General features: G+C 60.7%; 17 protein-coding genes and 1 pseudogene. 10 read left to right on the top strand and 8 right to left on the bottom strand.

Translation table 11 applies throughout. The annotated features are described in order from the left end of the window. Positions 1-25 precede the first annotated feature (25 nt). A complete protein-coding gene (locus tag PSH94_RS20135; RefSeq protein WP_181079058.1) occupies positions 26-868 on the bottom strand; it encodes a mechanosensitive ion channel family protein in 843 nt (280 codons plus the stop codon). A gap of 120 nt (positions 869-988) precedes the next feature. Beyond that, positions 989-1,474 (bottom strand): YajQ family cyclic di-GMP-binding protein, encoded by a 486-nt coding sequence (locus PSH94_RS20140; protein WP_034100192.1) that lies wholly within the window; start codon positions 1,472-1,474, stop codon positions 989-991. A 123-nt stretch (positions 1,475-1,597) separates the two neighbouring features. Between PSH94_RS20140 and PSH94_RS20145 the strand changes: the two genes are divergently transcribed. Genes PSH94_RS20145 through PSH94_RS20155 form a run of 3 tightly spaced genes read left to right on the top strand, consistent with a single transcriptional unit; the run spans position 1,598 to position 5,179 of the window. Next, positions 1,598-2,515, top strand: a complete 918-nt coding sequence (locus PSH94_RS20145; RefSeq protein ID WP_181079054.1) for a putative 2-dehydropantoate 2-reductase — start codon at positions 1,598-1,600, stop codon at positions 2,513-2,515. A gap of 46 nt (positions 2,516-2,561) precedes the next feature. After that, positions 2,562-4,598 (top strand): PAS domain-containing sensor histidine kinase, encoded by a 2,037-nt coding sequence (locus tag PSH94_RS20150; protein WP_181079052.1) that lies wholly within the window; start codon positions 2,562-2,564, stop codon positions 4,596-4,598. A gap of 2 nt (positions 4,599-4,600) precedes the next feature. Further along, entirely contained in the window at positions 4,601-5,179 is a 579-nt protein-coding gene (locus PSH94_RS20155) for a cob(I)yrinic acid a,c-diamide adenosyltransferase (protein WP_253509155.1), read from the top strand. A 117-nt stretch (positions 5,180-5,296) separates the two neighbouring features. On the opposite strand, the gene PSH94_RS20160 is transcribed toward PSH94_RS20155, so the two are convergent. From PSH94_RS20160 to secA, 3 genes are all read right to left on the bottom strand, one after another. Then, complete coding sequence (locus PSH94_RS20160; protein WP_305435617.1) at positions 5,297-6,241, bottom strand: Nudix family hydrolase; 945 nt, start codon at positions 6,239-6,241, stop codon at positions 5,297-5,299. A 19-nt stretch (positions 6,242-6,260) separates the two neighbouring features. After that, entirely contained in the window at positions 6,261-7,478 is a 1,218-nt protein-coding gene (gene argJ / locus PSH94_RS20165; protein WP_181079046.1) for a bifunctional glutamate N-acetyltransferase/amino-acid acetyltransferase ArgJ, read from the bottom strand. Between the two features lie 124 nt (positions 7,479-7,602). Next, on the bottom strand, positions 7,603-10,338 hold the full coding sequence (secA, locus tag PSH94_RS20170) for a preprotein translocase subunit SecA (RefSeq protein WP_181079044.1): 2,736 nt from the start codon (positions 10,336-10,338) through the stop codon (positions 7,603-7,605). 305 nt (positions 10,339-10,643) lie between these two features. Between secA and PSH94_RS20175 the strand changes: the two genes are divergently transcribed. After that, positions 10,644-11,099: a DUF721 domain-containing protein gene (locus tag PSH94_RS20175; protein WP_181079042.1), complete on the top strand. Its 456-nt coding sequence runs from the start codon at positions 10,644-10,646 to the stop codon at positions 11,097-11,099. A gap of 4 nt (positions 11,100-11,103) precedes the next feature. On the opposite strand, the gene PSH94_RS20180 is transcribed toward PSH94_RS20175, so the two are convergent. Next, positions 11,104-12,582, bottom strand: coding sequence for a helicase HerA-like domain-containing protein (locus PSH94_RS20180; RefSeq protein ID WP_305437745.1), 1,479 nt, complete (start codon positions 12,580-12,582; stop codon positions 11,104-11,106). Between the two features lie 202 nt (positions 12,583-12,784). On the opposite strand from PSH94_RS20180, the pseudogene PSH94_RS26195 reads away from it, so the two are divergent. From PSH94_RS26195 to PSH94_RS20200, 5 genes and pseudogenes are all read left to right on the top strand, one after another. Further along, a pseudogene (locus PSH94_RS26195) lies at positions 12,785-13,816 on the top strand (cache and HAMP domain-containing protein); the annotation flags it as partial. A gap of 93 nt (positions 13,817-13,909) precedes the next feature. Beyond that, the gene (locus PSH94_RS26200; protein ID WP_370694783.1) at positions 13,910-14,674 is read left to right on the top strand and encodes a methyl-accepting chemotaxis protein; all 765 of its coding nucleotides are present in this window, start codon (positions 13,910-13,912) and stop codon (positions 14,672-14,674) included. A gap of 123 nt (positions 14,675-14,797) precedes the next feature. Then, the gene (locus tag PSH94_RS20190) at positions 14,798-15,919 is read left to right on the top strand and encodes a glycosyltransferase family 1 protein (RefSeq protein WP_181079037.1); all 1,122 of its coding nucleotides are present in this window, start codon (positions 14,798-14,800) and stop codon (positions 15,917-15,919) included. Next, positions 15,912-16,655 (top strand): polysaccharide deacetylase family protein, encoded by a 744-nt coding sequence (locus tag PSH94_RS20195; RefSeq protein ID WP_266246553.1) that lies wholly within the window; start codon positions 15,912-15,914, stop codon positions 16,653-16,655. The genes PSH94_RS20190 and PSH94_RS20195 overlap by 8 nt, the downstream gene beginning before the upstream one ends. Beyond that, entirely contained in the window at positions 16,652-17,761 is a 1,110-nt protein-coding gene (locus PSH94_RS20200; RefSeq protein ID WP_305435619.1) for a lysylphosphatidylglycerol synthase transmembrane domain-containing protein, read from the top strand. Before PSH94_RS20195 ends, PSH94_RS20200 begins: the two co-directional genes overlap by 4 nt. Before the next feature lie 111 nt (positions 17,762-17,872). Here the strand turns inward: PSH94_RS20200 and purU are convergent, their stop codons facing one another. Next, a complete protein-coding gene (purU, locus tag PSH94_RS20205; protein ID WP_181079031.1) occupies positions 17,873-18,721 on the bottom strand; it encodes a formyltetrahydrofolate deformylase in 849 nt (282 codons plus the stop codon). Positions 18,722-19,069: 348 nt separating this feature from the next. On the opposite strand from purU, the gene mvaT reads away from it, so the two are divergent. Continuing rightward, positions 19,070-19,444 (top strand): histone-like nucleoid-structuring protein MvaT, encoded by a 375-nt coding sequence (gene mvaT / locus PSH94_RS20210; protein WP_181079029.1) that lies wholly within the window; start codon positions 19,070-19,072, stop codon positions 19,442-19,444. 89 nt (positions 19,445-19,533) lie between these two features. Here the strand turns inward: mvaT and sbcB are convergent, their stop codons facing one another. Further along, on the bottom strand, positions 19,534-20,961 hold the full coding sequence (gene sbcB, locus PSH94_RS20215; RefSeq protein WP_305435620.1) for an exodeoxyribonuclease I: 1,428 nt from the start codon (positions 20,959-20,961) through the stop codon (positions 19,534-19,536). Between the last annotated feature and the right edge of the window lie 42 nt (positions 20,962-21,003).

Below are 21,003 nucleotides of genomic sequence, written 5' to 3' on the forward strand. Positions count from 1 at the left end.
GCCAAGTTAAACGTTGGCTCTTTTATTACTTCGGCGCTGCTTCCTGCATGACACGAATAACCCGCTGCGGAAATGGAATATCAATCCCCGCCGCTTTCAAACGGTCACGTGCGAATTCATTGAGCATAAACATCACGTCCCAATAATCCGCCGTCTTGGTCCAGCAGCGCAGCGAAACGGTGATCGAGCTATCGCCCAAGGTCGAAACCACGGCCACGGCGGCGGGATCTTCCAGTACACGTGGGTCCTTGGCCAGCTCCAGCAGCACGTCGCGGGCTTTCTGCAGGTCGGCTTCATAGTCCACACCGACGTCGAACACCACCTTGCGGGTTGGCTGACGGTTGGTATTGGTGATGATGCCGTTGGACAGGATGCCGTTCGGCACAATGACGGTCTTGTTGTCGCCCGTACGCAGCACCGTGTGGAAAATCTGAATGCTGTCGACGGTGCCCGAGGTGCCCTGGGCTTCGATCCAGTCGCCGATACGGAACGGGCGGAACAGCAGAATCAGCACCCCACCGGCAAAGTTCGCCAGGCTGCCTTGCAACGCCAGGCCGATGGCCAGGCCTGCGCCCGCGATCGCAGCCACGAACGATGTGGTTTCGACGCCGATCATCGACGCCACACTGATCGCCAGCATGATCTTGAGGATGATGTTCGCCAGGCTGGTGATGAAATGCTGCAACGCCAGGTCTGCGTTGCGTATCGCCAGCAGACGGCCCACACGATGGGTCAACTTGTTGATCAGCCACCAGCCGATGGCCAGGGTGATGACGGCGAGCAAAACCCGGCTGCCGTATTCCATGATCATCGGGATCCAGGACTGGGAGGTCTTGATCAAGTGATCCACTTCAGCGTTCAAGTCCATTTCTTTTCTCCTGTGTATGGACGGTCGGCGCTTAAAGCAATTGAGCCCCGTAGGGCTCAAGAGTAGGCGCAATTGTTGGGGCGTGGGACGTCAAAAACGCCCTCGGGTTCCCTGGGGCGATCAGTCGCGGAAGTTATTGAACTGCAGCGGCATATCGAAAGACTTAGCGCGCAGGGCCGCGATGGCCTCTTGCAGGTCGTCACGCTTCTTACCAGTGACACGTACCTGCTCGCCCTGGATGGCGGCCTGGACTTTGAGCTTGGCGTCCTTGATATGCGCGACGATTTTCTTCGCCAGCTCTTTGTCGATCCCTTCTTTGAGGATGACTTCCTGCTTCATCAGCTTGCCGGAGGCGTACGCGTCCTTGATTTCCAGGCATTGCGCGTCGATCTTGCGCTTGACGAGTGACAGCTTGAGGATCTCGATCATCGCTTCCAGCTGGAAATCGGCTTCAGCGGTCAGGTTGACGGTCAGTTCCTTTTCCTTGAATTCGAAGCTGCCCTTGCCTTTCAGGTCATAGCGACGGTCCAGTTCCTTGACGGCGTTCTCGACGGCGTTGGTGACTTCGTGTTTGTCCAGTTCAGATACCACGTCGAACGAAGGCATGTGATTTCTCCAATATAAGGGGCGGGCTCAGTAGAGATGGAGCGCGCCCGAGCTAAAATGCCGGGGCATTATAGCGGTTCTTTCGTCCCATTCACTGTGAGCGACCCTGCGGAGTACAAACTGATGTCGACCACCTGGCATATTCTCGGCGCCGGCAGCCTGGGCACATTGTGGGCTGCACGGCTGGCGCGCGCCGGCTTGCCGGTCAGGTTGATCCTGCGCAACCAGACACGCCTGGCCAGCTATCAGTCGGCGGGTGGTCTGACCTTGGTGGAGCACGGCGAAACGCGGACCTACCCCGTGATTGGCGAAACACCCGATAGCCAGGAACCGATTCATCGCCTGCTCGTGGCGTGCAAAGCCTACGACGCTGAAGCAGCAATCGCGCAGTTGCAGCAGCGCCTGGTACCGAATGTCGAGCTGATCCTGTTGCAGAATGGCCTGGGCAGCCAGGACGCCGTGGCGGCGCAGCTACCCCAGGCCCGTTGCCTGTTTGCTTCCAGCACCGAGGGCGCCTTCCGCGAGGGCGACTGGCGCGTGGTGTTCGCCGGCCATGGCTATACCTGGCTGGGGGACGCGGCCCATCCAACGCCGCCCTTGTGGCTGGATGACCTGCACGCCGCCGGCATCCCCCACGCCTGGAGCACCGATATCCTGACGCGCCTGTGGCGCAAGCTGGCGCTCAATTGCGCAATCAACCCGCTGACCGTGCTGTATCAATGCCGCAATGGCGGTCTGCAAGACCATCACTGTGAAGTCGCGACGCTGTGCGCGGAACTGAGCGAGCTGCTGGAATGCTGCGGCCAGCCTGCCGCTGCGCTGGATCTACAGGACGAAGTGGAACGGGTGATCCACGCCACCGCCGCCAATTACTCCTCCATGTACCAGGACGTAGCCAACGCCCGGCGCACCGAAATCAGCTATCTGCTGGGCTATGCTTGCCACGCGGCAACTCGTCACCAATTGAACCTGCCCCATTTGCAACAGTTGCAAGTGCGCCTGGTCGACGAGCTGCTCGCGCGCGGATTGCCCCGCGACTGAACCACGCGCTACCCTGCCCGCCTGTCTCTCTCCTGGGAAAAGCCTGATGCCGCTGCGCCAGCGTCTAGAAAACCTACCGGTCGGGCAGAAACTGCTGGCGGCCCTGCTGGTGCTGCTGACCACCGTCCTGCTGGTGGCCAACCTGACCTTTATCAGCGCCGCTTACTGGATCTCCCAGGAAAGCATGGCGCCTCAGGCACTGCAGGCCATCGGGCGACTGGTGTCCAACCCGGCGCTGGCCGCCGAGGCACTGGACTCTCCCGCCAAGGCCGATGCCTTGCTCAATGAACTGACCAGTTATTCGCCTTTGCGCGCCGCCGCCCTGTACGACAGTGAAGGCAACCGCCTGGCGCAGATGCAGCACGGTGATCGCCTGCACCTGCCGGACAACTACCGGCATATTGAAGCCTGGCGCGTTACCGAGTTTCGCAGCAACCAGGTGATCACCTTGCCCCGTCCGGGGCAGCCCTCCGGGCATCTGCTGCTAGTGGCCAGCAGCGAACTGCCGGTAGCGTTTTATACCGGCACGCTGACGGCCAGCCTGGGCATCCTGATTTTCAGTGTGCTGCTGTGGCTGGTGATCGCCAGGCAGATCAAACGCCTGATCACTAAACCGATCCACGAGCTGGAAGAACTGTCGCGACAAGTGACTCGGGAAGAGAATTACGCCCTGCGCGCCGGCCGTGGCAATCGCGATGAAATCGGCAGCCTGGCCGAAGCGTTCAACACCATGCTCTCGCGCATCGAAGCGCGCGAACAGCAACTCAAGCGCGCACGTGACGACTCCCAGGCCGCCTATGACCAGGCCCAGGGCCTGGCCGAAGAGACGCGCCATACCAACCGCAAACTGGAACTGGAAGTCCAGGTGCGCAGCAAGATCGAGAAAAAGCTCACCGGGTTCCAGAACTACCTCAACAGCATCATCGACTCGATGCCCTCGGCATTGATTGCCCTGGACGAACAGCTCTACGTCACCCAGTGGAACCAGGAAGCCAGCGCGCTTTCCGGTACGCGCCTGGATGAAGCCTTGAACCAGCCGATCTACCTGGCCTTCCAACCGCTCAAACCATACCTGCCGCAGATCAAGGCCACGGTGGAGCAACACACCGTGGAGCGCATCGAGCGGGTGACCTGGATCAAGGACGACGAGCCCAAGCATTACGCCTTGACGTTCTATCCACTGAGCGGCGGCGCCGGACGTGGTGTGGTGATCCGTATCGATGACATCACCCAGCGCCTGTCCCTTGAAGAGATGATGGTGCAGTCGGAAAAAATGCTTTCCGTCGGCGGGCTTGCCGCCGGTATGGCCCACGAGATCAACAACCCCCTGGGGGCGATCCTGCATAACGTGCAGAACATCCGGCGCCGTCTGTCTCCCGACTTGCCCAAGAACCTGGAACACGCCGAACAGGCAGGCATCGAACTGGCCATGGTCAACCGTTACCTGCAAAGCCGCGAAGTGCCGCAATTGCTCGATGGCATCCAGCAAGCCGGGGCGCGGGCGGCGAAGATCGTTACCCATATGCTCAGCTTCAGCCGGCGCAGCAACCGGCAGATGGCGCCTTGCGACTTACCGGCACTGATCGATCAAGCGGTGGAAATCGCCGGCAACGACTTCGACCTGGCCATCGGCTTTGACTTCAAAGGCCAGGCAATCATCCGCCAGTTCGACCCGCAACTGGGCCCGGTGCCCGGCACCGCGAACGAACTGGAACAGGTGCTGCTCAACCTGCTGAAGAATGCGGCGCAAGCCATCCACTTGCGTGAAGACGATCGCGAGCCTGGGCGCATTATCCTGCGCACTCGCCTGAATCCGCCCTGGGCCGAAATCCAGGTGGAGGACAACGGCATTGGCATGAGCGAAAGCGTGCGCAAACGTACCTTCGAGCCGTTCTTCACTACCAAGGAAATCGGCCAGGGCACCGGACTCGGCTTGTCGGTGTCGTACTTCATCATCACCAACAATCACAAAGGCCAGATGGAAGTGCATTCCACCCTTGGCCAAGGCACCTGCTTTACCCTGCGCCTCCCCTTGGCCGGCAGCCAATTGCCGGCCCACGAACTGACCCAACTGGAGCACTGACCATGGGCTTTCGCCTGTCGAAAATCTACACCCGTACCGGCGACACAGGCGAAACCGGCCTGGGCGACGGCCGCCGCGTGCCCAAGGACCACCCTCGCGTGGAAGCCATTGGCGAGGTCGACGCGCTGAACAGTCAACTTGGCTTACTGCTGGCTGGCCTTGAAGAGCAGAGTGGGCAGCACCCGGCGCTCAATGATGTGATCGAAGTGCTCGCGCCGTGCCAGCACCGACTGTTCGACCTGGGTGGCGAGTTGGCGATGCCGGTGTACAAGGCGCTGAATGCGGCGGAAGTGGATCGCCTGGAAGCGGCCATCGATCGCTGGAACGAGGAAGTCGGGCCGCTGGAGAATTTCATCCTGCCGGGCGGCTCTGCGCTGATTGCCCAGGCCCATGTGTGCCGCAGCCTGGCGCGCAGTGCCGAGCGACGCTGTCAGCACCTGAATGCTGTCGAGCCGCTGGAAGGTGTGGGGTTGGCGTATATCAATCGTCTATCGGATTTGCTGTTTGTGGCGGCGCGGGTGATCGCCAGGCGCCAGGGTGTCGCGGAGGTTTTATGGCAGGCTGCGGCGAAGCCCCACTGATCATGACTCGGTGACTGGGAGGGCCCAATCGGGGGCAAGCCCCCTCCCACCTTTGATCTGTGAATACATTCCAATGTGGGAGGGGGCTTGCCCCCGATAAGGCCCGCCAGAGCAACCTCAAACCTGCGGCCAGAACGCCCTGATACCCGCCACACCCTGGGCACCGGTTTCCCAAGCTCGCTCCCGATCCGCAGGCCCGACCCCACCCAGCAAAAATACCGGCTTGTTAAACCCGCGGATCAACTCCGACGCCTGCTCCCAACCCAACGGCTGCGCGTCGGGATGTGTCTGCGTGGGCTGCACCGGTGACAGGGTGACAAAATCCACGTCCATCAATTCGGCCAACGCCAGTTCTTCGGCGCTGTGGCACGAAGCCGCCAACCAGCGATCCTTCGGCAACGGACGGCCCTTGCTGGCGTACTTGCGCAGTTGGGCCGAGGTCATATGCCAACCGGCGGAAGGAAAATCCCCGAGCCACTCGAACGGCCCTTTGAGCATCAAGTGTGCCTTGCCGGCGCACAGTCCCACCGCATCCACCGCCAGGTCGCGGTATTTGGGGTCGTAACCGTTGGGCGCGCGCAACTGCACCAGTTTGATCCCACCCGCAATGGCTTTCTGAAGACCGCGCAACAGCGGCGCAGCGTCCAGGTCCCCTGGCGTGATCAGGTACTCGGCCGGCAAGCGCGCGGCAGCCACAATCGGCGCATTGGCCGCGGGGAACTCATAGTTGGACAGATCCCGCGGCGCCACCCATTGCAAGGGTTGCCCTTCGGCGCCGTGGGGCTCACCGGTGAAGGCCGAAACCTCCCAGACATCCAATAACACCTGTTTATCCGGGTAGTCATGCCGCACGTTGATCAGCGGTCGCGCCGTGGTGACCTGGATGCCCAGCTCCTCCTGCAACTCGCGGGACAACGCGGCAGCGACCGACTCATCGGCCTCCACCTTGCCCCCGGGAAACTCCCAGAGGCCGCCCTGGTGTTGGGTGTCGGCGCGGCGCGCCAGCAGGATCCTGCCGTCGCCACCGCGGATCACCGCTGCTGCTACATGCACTCGTTTCACCGTGCGTTTCCTCCGGCTATCAGGTGCGGTATTCCGCATTGATCTTCACGTACTCGTGGGACAAATCGGTGGTCCAGATGGTTTCGCTGCAATCGCCGCGACCCAGCTCGATGCGGATCGTAATTTCTTCCTGCTGCATCACCGCCGAGCCCTGGGCTTCGGTGTAGCTTTCGGCGCGGGCGCCACGGCTGGCAATGCACACTTGACCGAGGAACACATCGATCTTGCTCACGTCCAGGTCCGGTACTCCGGCACGCCCGACAGCGGCCAGGATACGGCCCCAGTTCGGGTCCGAGGCGAACAGCGCGGTCTTGATCAGCGGCGAATGGGCCACGGTGTAGCCGACATCCAGGCATTCCTGGTGGTTTGCGCCGCCGTTGACTTGCACGGTGACGAACTTGGTAGCGCCTTCGCCGTCACGCACGATGGCTTGGGCCACCTCCATGCATACCTCAAACACCGCTTGCTTGAGAGCGGCGAAATAAGCGCCGCTGGCCTCGGTGATCTCCGGCAGGTCAGCCTGGCCGGTGGCGATCAGCATGCAGCAATCGTTGGTTGAAGTGTCACCATCGATGGTGATGCGGTTGAACGACTTGTTGGCGCCGTCCAGCATCAGGTTCTGCAGCACGCTGCGCGACACCTTGGCGTCGGTGGCGATGTAGCCCAGCATGGTCGCCATGTTCGGACGGATCATGCCCGCGCCCTTGCTGATGCCGGTCACGGTCACGGTCACGCCGTCGTGCACAAACTGACGGCTGGCGCCTTTGGGCAGGGTATCGGTGGTCATGATACCGGTGGCGGCCGCGGCCCAGTTATCCACAGACAGATCATCCAGCGCGGCCTGCAGGGCGCCTTCGATTTTGTCCACCGGCAGTGGCTCGCCGATCACACCGGTGGAGTACGGCAGCACCTGGCTGGCGTCCACGCCGGCCAGCTGAGCCAGTTTGGCGCAGGTTCGCGCGGCAGCCACCAGGCCCGGCTCGCCAGTGCCGGCGTTGGCATTGCCGGTGTTGGTCAGCAGGTAGCGAATCGGCCCGGCTACGCGTTGCTTGGCCAGGATCACCGGCGCGGCGCAAAAGGCATTGAGGGTGAATACGCCCGCTACGGTCGAGCCTTCGGCACAGCGCATCACCACCACATCCTTGCGGCCTGGGCGCTTGATACCGGCCGAAGCGATGCCGAGTTCAAAACCGGCAACCGGGTGCAATGTGGGCAAAGGACCAAGACCAACAGCCATGAATGCGCTCCTTAAAATGAGGTGATGTCTGTGCCGTCGCTATCGACGGTGGGAATTAATGGCAAAACGCCGCGACGGCAAAGGCCGGTCGCGGCGCGGGGTGTTGCAGCGTCAGGCGAAAATCTTATTCGATCTGGCCGTGGCAGTGTTTGAATTTCTTGCCTGAACCGCAATAGCACAGCTCGTTGCGGCCCAGTTTCTGGTCATTGCGAACCGGTGTCTGCGCCAAGGCCACATCGACCTCTTCGCCCAGTGCTTCCGGCTGATCCAGGCCCGGCGCTTCGTCGTGCTGGAACTGCATGCGTGCGGCCAGCGCTTCGGCCTCCTGGCGCAGGCGGGCTTCTTCCTCGATCGGGTCTTCGCGACGCACCTGGACGTGGGACAACACGCGGATCGAATCGCGCTTGATCGAATCCAGCAACTCGGAGAACAGCGTGAACGACTCGCGCTTGTACTCCTGCTTCGGATTCTTCTGGGCGTAGCCACGCAGGTGGATACCGTGACGCAGGTGGTCCATGGTCGACAGGTGGTCTTTCCACAGGTCGTCCAGCACGCGCAGTACGATTTGCTTCTCGAAGGTGCGCAGGGCTTCGGCACTCGCCTGCTCTTCTTTCTCGTTGTACGCGGCCAGCAGTTCGGCCATCAGTTTTTCGCGCAGGGTTTCTTCGTACAGGTGGTCGTCTTCGTCGAGCCACTGCTGGACCGGCAGGTCAACGCCGAAATCGCTCTTCAGCGCGGCTTCCAGGCCGGCCACATCCCACTGCTCAGGCAGCGATTGTGGCGGAATGTGCGCGCTGACGGTGGCGTTGAGCACGTCCTGACGGAAGTCGGCGATGGTCTCACCGATGTTGTCAGCGGCCAGCAACGTGTTACGCATGTGATAGATCACTTTACGCTGTTCGTTGTTGACGTCGTCGAACTCGAGCAGTTGCTTACGGATATCGAAGTTGCGGCCTTCAACCTTGCGCTGGGCCTTCTCGATGGCGTTGGTCACCATGCGGTGCTCGATCGCTTCACCGGACTGCATGCCCAGGGCTTTCATGAAGTTCTTCACCCGATCCGAGGCGAAGATGCGCATCAGGCTGTCTTCCAGGGACAGGTAGAAGCGGCTGGAACCGGCGTCACCCTGACGACCGGCACGACCACGCAACTGGTTGTCGATACGGCGCGATTCATGACGTTCGGACGCGATCACCTGCAGGCCGCCGGACTCCAGCACCGCCTGGTGACGCTTCTGCCAGTCGGCCTTGATCTGGGCGATCTGCTCAGGCGTCGGGTTGTCCAGGGACGCGACTTCCACTTCCCAGTTGCCGCCCAGAAGGATGTCGGTACCACGACCGGCCATGTTGGTGGCGATGGTCAGCGCGCCTGGGCGACCCGCCTGGGCGATGATCTCGGCTTCTTTTTCGTGGAACTTGGCGTTGAGTACCTTGTGCTCGATGCCTTCCTTGTTGAGCAGGTTGGACACATGCTCGGAAGTCTCGATGGTGGCGGTACCCACCAGGATCGGGCGGCCCTTGGCCATGCCGTCCTTGATGTCGTTGATGATCGCCGCGTATTTCTCTTCGGCGGTCAGGAACACCAGGTCGTTGTAGTCCTTACGCGCCAGTGGTTTGTTCGGCGGGATAACCACCACCGACAGACCGTAGATCTGGTGGAATTCGAACGCTTCGGTGTCCGCCGTACCGGTCATGCCGGACAGCTTGTTGTACAGACGGAAGTAGTTCTGGAACGTGGTGGACGCCAAGGTCTGGCTTTCCGCCTGGATGTTGAGCATTTCCTTGGCTTCGATCGCCTGGTGCAGGCCTTCGGACAGACGACGGCCCGGCATGGTACGGCCGGTGTGTTCGTCAACCAGTACCACCTGGCCGTCCTGCACGATGTACTCCACGTTGCGGTGGAACAGCTTGTGGGCACGCAGGCCGGCATAGACGTGGGTCAGCAGGCCCAGGTTATGCGCCGAGTACAGGCTCTCGCCTTCGGCCAGCAGGCCGATCTGGGTCAGCATGTCTTCGACGAACTGGTGACCGGCTTCGTTGAGCTCGACCTGGCGGGTCTTCTCGTCGATGGTGAAGTGACCTTCTTTGGTCACCACGCCTTCCACTTCTTCGATGTGCTGCTCCAGGCGCGGGATCAACTTGTTGATCTCGGTGTACAGGCGCGAGCTGTCTTCAGCCTGGCCGGAGATGATCAGCGGGGTACGGGCTTCGTCGATGAGGATGGAGTCGACTTCGTCGATCACGGCAAAGTTGAGTTCACGCTGGAATTTTTCTTCCATGCTGAACGCCATGTTGTCGCGCAGGTAGTCGAAACCGAATTCGTTGTTGGTGCCGTAGGTGATGTCGGCGGCGTAGGCGGCGCGTTTCTCTTCCGGCGGCTGGAACGGGGTCACAACGCCGACGGTCAGGCCGAGGAATTCATACAGCGGGCGCATCCAGTTGGCGTCCCGGCGAGCCAGGTAGTCGTTCACCGTTACAACGTGCACGCCCTTGCCGGACAGCGCGTTGAGATAAACGCCCAGGGTCGCTACCAGGGTCTTGCCTTCACCGGTACGCATTTCAGCGATCATGCCTTCATGCAAGGTCATGCCACCGATCAACTGCACGTCGAAGTGGCGCATGCCCATGACGCGCTTACCGGCTTCACGGGCTACCGCAAAGGCTTCTGGCAGCAGTTTGTCGAGGGTTTCACCTTTGGCTATGCGGGCCTTGAACTCTTGGGTCTTGGCGCGCAATTGCTCGTCCGAAAGGGCAACCATCTGCTCTTCGAAGGCATTGACCAGCTGCACCGTCTTGAGCATGCGTTTGACTTCGCGCTCATTCTTGCTTCCAAAAAGTTTCTTTAACAAAGGCGCAAACATATCGGCAGGTTCTTCCACACATAGGGATGGAGGGCGCACCGTCAGTGGCCCGAGCAGCCCTCACGGCCGCATGCGAACGCGCATTCTACCCGGAATCGTGGGTGAGGAAAGTGGCGTTGTTCCCCGATGCAGGCATGGGGCGGTGAGAGGGCTCGTTTAAAATAAGGGCTTTTGCGCGAACTTCAACCCATGAAGGGCAGAAGTTAACAATTGATTTCACAAGCAAACTGCCGTTGATGCAAGCCCTGAGGGCGGGCCGACGCTTTCTGCTAACATGGCGGCTCTGTTACTTAAGGTGTCCGATCATGGCATTTCGCCCTGTTACCGCCCGCGCGCCCGGCGTGTTGCTTCGCGAAGCCAAGCCGTTGCGAGCGATCTTTGGTCATGCGCAGCGCCTGGGTCATTTGCAGCGTCTGCTCGAAAGCCAGCTGCAACCGGCGGCGCGCGAGCATTGCCATGTAGCCTCGTGGCGCGAAGGCAACTTGCTGCTGATTGTCACCGACGGCCACTGGGCCACCCGCCTGCGCTATCAGCACAAACGCCTGCTGCGCCAATTAATGGCGTTCGATGAGTTCGCCAACCTCACGCGTATCCAGTTCAAGGTACAGCCGCCAACGGTTCACCCAGGCACTGCCGGACATACGCTGGACCTGTCGACGAACGCCGCCGAAACCATTCAAGCCACGGCCGACGGCATCCGCGATCCGGCGTTGCGCACGGCGCTCGAGCGGCTGGCCGCGCACGCGCGGCCCAAAGCCTGAGCGCCTATTTGCGCTTGCTGCCCCCCAGCAATGAGCCAAGCAGCCCGCGCACCAGTTGCCGCCCCATCTGATTGGCCGCTTGCTGCATGGCTGATTTGAGTGCCTTGCCCGCTGCCGTCCCGAGAAACGCCCCGGCCCGGTCGGTGAAGCTCGGCTCTTCGGCGGTCGGCGCGGTTTCTTCAGTCGGGCCTAACGCCTTGCGCGCCATCAGCACTTCGTAGGCCGACTCCCGATCAATCGGTTTTTCATAGCGCCCCTGCAGCGGCGAAGCGGCCACCAATGCCGCGCGCTCCGTCTGGCTGAGCGGCCCTATGCGCGATTGCGGCGGTGCTACCAACACGCGTTGGACGACTTCCGGCGTGCCTTTTTCCTGCAGTGTTCCTACTAACGCCTCACCGGTGCCCAGTTCGGTCAATACCGACAAGGCATCAAATGCCGGGTTGGGCCGGAACCCCTCCGCGACCGCCCGCAGGGACTTCTGCTCTTTGGTGGTGAACGCCCGCAGGCCATGCTGAATGCGCAGGCCCAACTGGGCCAGGACGTTGTCGGGCAGATCGCCCGGAGATTGCGTGACGAAATACACCCCGACACCCTTGGAGCGAATCAACCGCACCACCTGCTCCAGACGCTCTTGCAAAGCCTTGGGCGTATCGGCGAATAACAAATGCGCCTCATCAAAAAACAACGCCAGCAGCGGTTTTTCCGCATCGCCGCGCTCCGGCAGTTGCTCGAACAATTCGGCCAGCAGCCATAACAGGAACGTTGCATAGACCTTTGGCGCCTCATGCACCAGGCGGCTGGCGTCCAGCAGATGGATGCGTCCGCGCCCGTCCGCGTTGGGCTGCAGGATATCCTCAAGCTGTAACGCCGGTTCGCCGAATAACGCTTCGGCGCCCTGCTGTTCCAGCACCGCCAGACGCCTGAGCAAGGCCTGACTGGAGCCGGTGGTCAGCAGTGCGGCATCCTCGCCCAACAACTGCGGGTGATAGTGCAGGTGGTTGAGCAATGCCTTGAGGTCCTTCAGATCCAGCAGCAGCAAGCCTTCGCGGTCCGCCACTTTGAAGGCGGCGTACAGCGCCGATTGCTGGCTGTCGGTCAGTTCCAGCAGGCTGCCGAGCAACAATGGGCCCATCTCGCTGATGGTAGTGCGCAACGGATGACCGGACTGGCCGTGAATATCCCACAGCGTTACCGGATAAGCCTTGGCGGTGTAATTAAGGAAGGGCATGCCGGCGATACGCTCGGCCACTTTGTCTTGAGGGGTGGCCGCCGCGCCCAGGCCGCACAGGTCGCCCTTGATGTCCGCGGCGAACACCGCCACGCCAGCATCACTGAATGCCTCGGCCAGACGTTGCAGTGTGACGGTCTTGCCCGTGCCGGTAGCGCCGGCAATCAGCCCGTGACGATTGGCCAGGCGCATGGCCTGGGCGATAGGCTCGCCGGCAAGGTCTGCGCCGATAAGGAGTTGCGTGGAGTCAGGCATTTCGTCACCCATGGTTAATCTTTAATGCGCCAAGGTCGATACAGACAGAGTGAGACCCATAAAGTCGAAAAATAGGTCAGATAGTTCCCACAGGGACCACGGAACTGCGACTACAAATAGCACACCTTTTTTCGCACTGTCATTTCGCGCATCCTACAAGGACGCGCTTTGGATATTAAGACCTTAGCGGACCCTACAAGCCATGAATAAAAATCTGCGTTTCAGCCACAAAATCCTGCTTGCAGCCTCCCTTATCGTCATCGCCGCCTTTGCGTTATTCACGCTGTATAACGACTATTTGCAGCGCAACGCCATTCGCGACGATCTGAATAACTACCTGCATGAAATGGGCGATGTCACCGCCGGCAATATTCAAACCTGGCTGTCCGGCCGGATTGCCCTGGTAGAAAACGCCGCCCAGAACATCGCGATCAATCCGCAACCGACTGTGGTAGCCAGCCTGCTGGAACAAAAAGCGCTGACGTCATCCTTCATGGCCACCTACGTGGGCGACAGCCAGGGCGCGTTCACCATCCGCCCCGACACCAAGATGCCGGAGGGCTTCGACCCGCGTGTGCGCCCCTGGTACAAGGGCGCGCAAAGCAGCAACGGTTCAACCCTGACCGAGCCTTATATCGACGCGGCCACCGGGCAATTGATCATTTCCATCGCCACCCCCAGCAGCAAGGGCAGCCAAAGCATCGGCGTGGTCGGCGGCGACCTGAGCCTGCAAACCCTGGTGGATACCATCGGCGCGCTGGACTTCGGCGGCATGGGCTATGCCTTCCTGGTCAGCGCCGACGGTAAGGTGTTGGTGCACCCGGACAAAACCCTAGTAATGAAGACCCTGGCCGATGTGTATCCGAAAAACACACCGAAGATCAGCGGCGATTTCAGCGAAGTTCAAGCCAACGGCAAAGACAATATTGTCACCTTCACCCCTATCAAAGGCTTGCCGTCGGTGAAGTGGTACTTGGGTATTTCGGTAGATAAAGACAAATCTTTCGCCATGCTCAGCGAATTCCGCACCTCTGCGGTAATCGCCACGATCATTGCGGTGGTCATCATTATCGCCCTGCTGGGCATGCTGATCCGCGTGCTGCTGCAACCGCTGCACCTGATGACCCGTGCGATGCAGGACATCGCCGACGGCGAGGGCGACCTGACGCGCCGCCTGACCATTCAGAACCACGATGAGTTCGGCACCCTCGGTAACGCCTTCAACCGCTTCGTGGAGCGGATTCACACATCCATTCGCGAAGTGTCCTCGGCGACCGAACACGTCAATGAAGTGGCGCTGCGGGTTGTCAGCGCCTCCAACTCGTCGATGGTCAATTCCGACGAACAAGCCAATCGCACCAACAGCGTGGCCGCCGCGATCAATCAACTGGGCGCCGCGGCACAGGAAATCGCCCGTAACGCGGCGCAGGCATCCAATCAAGCCAGCGACGCGCGACAGTTGGCCGAGGACGGACAGCAGGTGGTGGAACGCAATATCAAGGCCATGACCGATCTTTCCAAGATGATCAGCGCATCGAGCAGCAATATCGAAGCACTTAACAGCAAAACCGTGAATATTGGCCAGATTCTGGAAGTGATCACCAGTATTTCCCAGCAGACCAACCTGCTGGCGCTCAACGCGGCTATCGAAGCGGCCCGTGCCGGCGAGGCCGGGCGCGGGTTTGCAGTGGTGGCCGACGAAGTGCGCAACCTGGCCCACCGCACCCAGGAGTCGGCGCAGCAGGTGCAGACCATGATCGAAGAACTGCAGGTTGGCGCGCGCGACTCGGTAAGCACCATGAGCGAGAGCCAGCGCCACAGCCATGACAGCGTGGAAATCGCCAACCTGGCCGGCGAGCGCCTCAACAGCGTGACCCAGCGTATCGGCGAGATCGACGGCATGAACCAGTCGGTCGCCACCGCTACCGAGGAACAGACCTCGGTGGTGGAGTCGATCAACATGGACATCACCGAGATCAACACCCTCAACCAGGAAGGCGTAGAAAACCTGCAGTCGACACTGCGCGCCTGCGCCGACCTGGAGCAACAGGCCGCACGCCTGAAGCAACTGGTGGGCAGCTTCCGCATCTGACAGAACACAGCGCGTAGGGGGGCGGGCCGGCCCGCGCCCCTCCACTCGCACAGTGCCCTCGCATCCCGACCGAACATCTATCCTTGCCTAAGGTCCACGTAAAGGAGAGCTTGGAAAGGAGGGATGTTCATCGTGCATATCGCTGACATAACCATGTTCTACGCCCCGGCCAGTGGCGGCGTACGCACTTACCTGGATGCGAAACACCGGCGCCTGGCGCTCAAGCCCGGCATTCGCCACAGCCTGTTGATTCCCGGCGCGCACTTGAGCGAACAGGACGGGGTGTACAAGGTGCCTGCACCCGCCCTGCCCTTTGGCAAGGGTTATCGGTTCCCACTGCGGCTGGCACCATGGCGAAATGTCCTGCACGATTTACAGCCTGATCTGATCGAAGTAGGCGACCCTTACCTGACCGCCTGGGCCGCGCTGGATGCCAGGCGCTCGCTGGATGTGCCCGTCATCGGCTTTTATCATTCCGACCTACCGCTGTTGGTGAGCAACCGCATGGGCCCGTGGTTTACGCCGAACGTTGAAGCCTATGTCAGCAAACTCTATGGGAATTTTGATCGGGTCCTGGCACCCAGCCAGGTGATGGCCGATAAGCTTACCGGGCTTGGGGTAAAGAACGTCTTCGTCCAGCCGCTGGGCGTGGATTTGCACACGTTCAACCCGGACGCACGCGACCCCGGGCTTCGCGCTGAACTGGGGATCGACCAAGACACGCGGCTGCTGATCTTCGCCGGCCGCGGCTCCAAGGAAAAAAACCTGCCGGTGCTGCTTAAATGCATGAAGCGCCTGGGCGAGCGCTATCACCTGCTGCTGGTGGGCTCCGGCATGCCCGCCAACGTGCCGGACAACGTCACCGTGGTCGATGGTTTCCAGCCCGCCGCGCAGGTGGCGCGCCTGATGGCCAGTGCCGATGCCCTGCTGCATGGCGGCGACCAGGAGACCTTCGGGCTGGTCATCCTTGAAGCCATGGCCTGCGCCATACCGGTCGTTGCCGTGGCCGCCGGTGCCTTCACGGAAATAGTGCACGAGCAATGCGGCCAGCTGTGCACGCCCAACGATCCGAGGGCGATGGCCGAAGCGGTGCGTACGTTGTTCGACCGTGACCCTGTTCGCCTTGGCGCACAGGCCCGGCGCCATGTTGAACAGCATTACGCCTGGGACACCGTGGTCGACAGCCTGCTCGGGCATTACCACGCGGTGCTCGGCACCCACAGCCCGATGCTTGCCCATGGCTGAGCGCTCGGTAGTGCTGGTATTGCACGATGTGGCTCCACAAACCTGGGTCGACTACCGCCCTTTTGTCGAAGCGGTGGACGCCTTGGGCGGGGTCCCCATCACATGGCTGGTAGTGCCGGACTTCCATCATGGCGGTGCTCTCGGCGATCACGCTGAGTTTCGTCGTTTGCTCGACATCCGCGTGACATGTGGCGATGAACTGGTACTGCACGGCTACTACCACAGCGATGACCAACCCGCGCCGCGCACGCCCAAGGATTGGTTTATGCGCCGCCTCTACACCCATGAGGGCGAGTTCTACCAACTGTCCCAGGACCAGGCACTGCAACGCTTGCACCAGGGTGTCGAGGTATTCCGGCGCAATGACTGGCCGTTGCACGGTTTTGTCGCCCCGGCCTGGCTGATGAGCCAAGGCACCCGGGATGCCTTGCGCCAACTGCCGCTCTCCTACACCAGCGACCCGCAGCATCTTTACCGGCTTCCCGACTTCACCGCTGTGGATGCCCCGGGCCTGGTCTGGAGCGCCCGCAGCCCCTGGCGTCGCGGCGTGTCCAAAGTCCTCAGCGATCGGCGCGAACGGCAGTGGCGAACCGCCCCGGTCATTCGCCTGGGGCTGCACCCGGTGGATATGCGCCATGAATTCTCCCGCCACTATTGGCTGCAAACCCTGCGGCGCCTGTTGGAGGCCGGCCGTACGCCAATGACTAAAATGGCCTGGCTGGCGTCGCAGGCATGAGCCGCCTGCTCTGGATGCTGCTGGCATTGCTGGTCGCCCTGGCGATTCCGGTATGGCTCGGCGGCAGCGAGACCGCCACACGCCTGCTGCAATTCCCACCCCTGCTCTTGTGGCTGATGCTTGCCATGATCATTGCATGCTGGATCATCAACAGCCTGCGTCTGCGCCTGTTGCTGGGCGAGCACAGGAGCCGGCTCAGTCGTCTGGGCAGTCTCGGCGTGGTGATGTCCACCGAGTTTGCGCTGTGCGCCACGCCTGCCGGCAGCGGCGGCCCGCTTACCCTGATGGCCCTGCTGGGACGCAACGGTATACGTCCGGCTCATGGCAGTGCGGTATTTGCCATGGATCAGTTGAGTGACCTGTTGTTCTTTCTGTGCGCCCTGACGGGGATCGCCGTGTGGGCTGTGTTTCACACACTCAATCCGCGCCTGGAATGGCTGTTGGGGTTGAGCGCGGCGACGATGCTGGGCGGGTTATGCAGTGGCCTGTTGCTGGTGCGTTCGCACCGCCGGGTGATACGCCTGACGGGACGATTGCTCAAGTACCTGCGCGTCAGTGCCAGCACTCGCCGACGTTGGGCACGCCGATTGCTGCATTTTATCGCGGCATTTTCCGACACGCTGAAATTGCCCTGGCTGACTCTGATCGGCGTGTTTGCGCTGACAAGTCTGCATTGGCTCCTACGCTACAGCGTGCTCTACCTGGCATTGCGCGGGTTGGGTGGGGATGTGCGTTGGGCCTGGAGTTTTTTGATCCAGATGCTCTCGCTCACGGCGGGGCAATTCAGCCTGTTGCCGGGCGGGGCGGGCGCCGCGGAACTGACGTCAGCGGCATTGCTGGCGCCAATGGTGGGCAAATCTACCGCTGCAGCGGCGATTCTGATCTGGCGCGCGGTGACCTATTACTTCTATCTGGTGGCCGGTGGGCCGGTGTTTTTGCTCATGGTCGGCAAGCCGCTGCTCAAGCGTCTTTTTCAGAAGGCGCCGGCGGCGCGTCCGGTGCCTGCAACTGTTCCCACAACCGGGCCGCGCCCGGAAAGTCAGTACCATCCTCGGCGTCCAGCGCATCCGGGTCATAGCGACTCAGACACCCCTCGCCCACCGTAGCGGGCGCCTTGGACGTGGCTTTTTCCAGTGGGTCGCTCATGCTCGATGCTCCATGGCAGACAGGTGAGAAAGGGCCCATGGCGATTACCACCACGGGCCCTCGGGCTTGGATCAGAACACAACCGTTTTGTTGCCGTGCACCAGGACGCGGTCTTCCAGGTGGTAACGCAGGCCACGCGCCAGCACCATCTTTTCCACATCACGGCCGAAACGCACCATGTCTTCAATGCTGTCGCTATGGCTGACGCGAACCACGTCCTGCTCGATGATCGGACCGGCGTCCAATTCCTCGGTGACGTAGTGACACGTTGCGCCAATCAACTTCACGCCACGCAGGGAAGCCTGGTGGTAAGGCTTGGCACCGACGAACGACGGCAGGAAGCTGTGGTGAATATTAATGACTTTGCCGGCGTACTCGCGGCACAGCTCCGGTGGCAGGATCTGCATGTAGCGCGCCAGGACGACCACGTCGGCCTCATGGTGCTTGACCAGGCGCGACACCTCGGCGAATGCCGGCTCCTTGTCCTGCGGATTGACCGGCACATGGTAGTAAGGAATGCCATGCCACTCGACCATGCTGCGCAGGTCGTCATGGTTGGAAATCACACAGGCAATTTCGCAGTCCAGTTCATCGCTGTGCCAGCGGTGCAGCAGGTCCGCCAGGCAGTGGGACTCGCGGCTGGCCATCAATACCACGCGTTTTTTCTGCTCGGTATCGGTGATCTGCCAGGTCATGGAGAACTCTTCAGCGATCGGCGCAAACGCCTCGCGGAACGCCTCAAGACCAAAGGGCAGCGTATCGGCACGGATTTCGTGACGCATGAAGAACCAACCGCTGAGGTTGTCCGAGTGATGGCTCGCCTCGGTGATCCAACCATTGTGGGAGGCCAGAAAGTTACTGACTTTGGCAACGATGCCGACCCGGTCCGGGCAAGCAATCACCAGCCGAAAAGTGCGCATTAGGGGGGAACTCCAGAACTTCGCAAAGGCCGCCATTCTAGCGATTGCGCAGCAAAACTGCAGTATTCGTTAACGCTTATTCCGCTCGCCGGCCCCGGCCTTGCCCCTTAGGAGCCTAAGGTTTTACCTGCTTATATCAATCAGCGGTTTTATCGCAGGCGTCTCGATAAAATTCACGCAGATGATGTTTCGCGCTACGTCCTTGTAATTAACTCGTTTGCAGCGCTTTTCTAAAAACATTCAACGTAATTCACATAATTGCATTCTTAAATGTTTACTTGGGCAAACCGCCTGACTATTATTGGGCCACTATCCCTGTCAATCAGCGCTCTACATAAGGTAGTCCACATGTCCCTGATCAACGAATACCGTGCCACCGAAGAAGCTATCAAAGAGCTGCAAGCCCGTTTGAAGAATCTGTCGCAAGACGACAAGCTGAAAACCGAGCTGGAATTCGAAGGCAAATTGCGCACCCTGATGGGTGAGTACTCCAAGTCCCTGCGTGACATCATCGCGCTGCTGGATCCAGAGTCGAAAGTTAAAGCACCTCGCGGCGCTGTGAAAACTACCGGCACCAAGCGTGCTCGCAAGGTCAAGCAGTACAAGAACCCGCACAACGGCGAAGTGATTGAAACCAAAGGTGGCAATCACAAAACCCTGAAAGAGTGGAAAGCCAAGTGGGGCGGCGATGTGGTTGAAAGCTGGTCGACCCTGCTGGGCTAAGCTTGACCAGGCCCGCGCCTGATACGCGACACATTAAAAACGCCAGCTTGCTGGCGTTTTTTATTGCTCGCTCTATTCTGAATATTCGATTACAGGGTCATGCGCGTCGCTAAAGCGTCAACATAGTCCTGCCAGTGTGCCAGTACCTGCAGCTGAAACGGTGTCGCACTAAGCGTTAATTCCTGCCGGGCCTGCTTAAATGATTCAAAGGTATTCGGTGCACCCCATTCAGGGTCCGACAAACGTTGCTGACAGAAAAGTTTCCAGCGTTGTAGCTCCTCGCTGTTCAACGTATCGGGGAAGTTACGTGCACGGTAGCGAAACAATAGTTCAGGTAAACGTTCATCATCAAAAGGCCATTGCTGACGTGCTAATTGCGCAGGTTCCGCCAGGCGGACTTGTTCGCACAAGCGTCTATCACGGTCGCCGATAAAGCCGTCATAGAGCTGCTGTTCGGGGTCCGCACTCGCTGCAAAATCTTCCTTGGCATAAATGATGGCCAACTTATCGCGCCACACTTGCTGTGCGTCAGTTAGCCGCAGCGCCCGCGCCTGCAACAGCGCCATGTCCAAATGCAGGCGCTCACGGTCTTCGGCCCTCAGCACGTTCAAGGGCGCAACCACCGGGCAGCGGTTGATATGCACCAGCTTGAGCGGCACCGCCAGCTCCCCGTCAGCCAAGTCATCGCGGCGTGTATAGAGGCGCCGGCGCAAGGTCTCGGCATCTGTGTCAAGCAAGCCCTGCGGGTCCAGCCCAAGGTCGCAGACAATCAGCGCATTGCGGTTGCGCGGGTGCCAGGCCAGCGGCAGTACAACGCCCAGGTAATGGCGTTCGGCGGAAAAACGCCCGGAGATATGCACCATGGGTTGCAGCAGGCGCACCTGGTCCATTACCCGCTGTTTGCTGCGCAGTTGAAACAGCCACTCGTAGAGCTTGGGCTGTTTCTCGCGAACCAACCGGGCCAGGGCAATCGTCGCGCGCACATCGGACAATGCATCGTGGGCCTGGCCATGGTCGATACCATTGGCCGCTGTCAGGCGTTCCAGCTTGAGCGTGACGCGCCCGTCCTGCTGCGGCCACTGGATACCCTGCGGGCGCAGCGCGTAAGCGGTGCGTACCACATCAATCAGGTCCCAACGGCTGTTGCCGCCTTGCCACTCTCGGGCGTACGGGTCAAAAAAATTGCGATACAAACTGTAGCGCGTCATTTCGTCATCGAATCGCAGCGTGTTGTAGCCGGCGCCGCACGTGCCAGGGGCCGCCAGCTCGGCATGCACGCGCGTCATGAAATCGGCTTCGGCCAGGCCTTTTTCGGCCAGGGTCGCCGGGGTGATGCCGGTAATCGCACAGGCGGCGGGGTGAGGCAGGATATCGTCGGCAGGCTGGCAGTAGAGGTTGACCGGGGTGCCGATTTCGTTGAGTTCGAGATCGGTACGAATGCCGGCTACCTGAAGAGGGCGATCGCTGCGCGGGTTGATGCCGGTCGTTTCATAGTCGTACCAGAAAATGGAGGTCACGAGCTGTTCCTGTGCTGAAGATCGGCAAAGTCTAGGCGCGGA

The organism is Pseudomonas sp. FP2254, assembly GCF_030687695.1.
GTDB lineage: Bacteria > Pseudomonadota > Gammaproteobacteria > Pseudomonadales > Pseudomonadaceae > Aquipseudomonas > Aquipseudomonas quebecensis.